The sequence below is a fragment of the Isoptericola sp. NPDC060185 genome, from assembly GCF_042728595.1.
Classification (GTDB): domain Bacteria; phylum Actinomycetota; class Actinomycetes; order Actinomycetales; family Cellulomonadaceae; genus Isoptericola.
In genome coordinates this window covers 1-1,095 of record NZ_JBHWYY010000164.1, presented here as the reverse complement: position 1 = coordinate 1,095, position 1,095 = coordinate 1, and the positions used below count along the sequence as shown (strand labels likewise).

Here is a 1,095-nt window from a genome sequence, read left to right as displayed (position 1 = left end):
ACCCCGAGGTGTTCCGCACCTCGGCGACCCTGGTCGATCCCACCGGCGGCGCCGAACCGACGATCGACTATCTCCGCTCGATCGAAATACCCGACGGCGTCACGATGTACGTCACCGGTCAGCCCGCGCTCATGGCCGACAGCATCGACACGCTGCTGGAATTGATGCCGTGGATGATCTTGCTCGTGCTGGTCACCACCACCGTGCTGATGTTCCTGACGTTCGGTTCGCTGGTGCTGCCGATCAAGGCCGCGTTGATGAGCGCGCTCGGTCTCGGCGCGACCCTCGGCATCCTCACGTGGATCTTCGTCGACGGCCACGGCGCCGGGGTACTGAACTTCACGCCACAGCCGATCAGCGCACCGGTCTTGATGCTGATCATCGCGATCATCTACGGCTTGTCGACCGACTATGAGGTCTTCCTGCTCTCCCGCATGGTGGAGGCACGCGCCCAAGGCGCGTCGACCACCGAAGCCGTGCGGATCGGCACCGCCCAAACCGGCAGGATCATCACCGCTGCCGCACTGATTCTGCTGGTGGTGACCGGCGCGTTCGCGTTCTCCGACATGGTGATGATGCAGTACATCGCCTACGGCATGATCGCGGCGCTGTTCATCGACGCCACCATTCTGCGCATGCTGCTCGTCCCGGCGATCATGAAGCTGCTCGGCGACGATTGCTGGTGGGCGCCGAAGTGGATGAAGCGCATCCAGGAGAAGATCGGCCTCGGCGAACCCATCCTCGACGACGAGCGCCCGGAACACGGTGGCGTGGTCGACCTGGTGAAGACCACCCCGATCACCGACCCGCCGACCATGCAGATGACGGTGGTCCCCGATTCCAAGCTGGCCCGCACCCCGCGCAGGCCGCGCACGGTCGCCGAGATCGAGGCCGAGGCCCCGACCCAGCGCATCGACAAGATCACCGACACCGACGCCGCCGAACCTGCCCGTTCGCGCCAGCCGATGTCGCCCGATCCGACGCGTCCTCGCGCCTCGGTGTTGTCCTCGGGCGAGCCGACCCGGGAGTTGCCCGTGGTCAAGCCGGGTACGCCGGCGAAAGTCGCTCCGGAGGACACGGCGAAGCAGGAGGACG

The 1,095-nt window shown here is 66.1% G+C and carries 1 protein-coding gene; it reads left to right on the top strand.

Annotation, left to right across the window (positions count from 1 at the left end; genetic code table 11):
• On the top strand, positions 1–1,095 hold a 1,095-nt coding region (locus ACFWDO_RS21455; protein ID WP_380347215.1), incomplete at both ends, for an MMPL family transporter.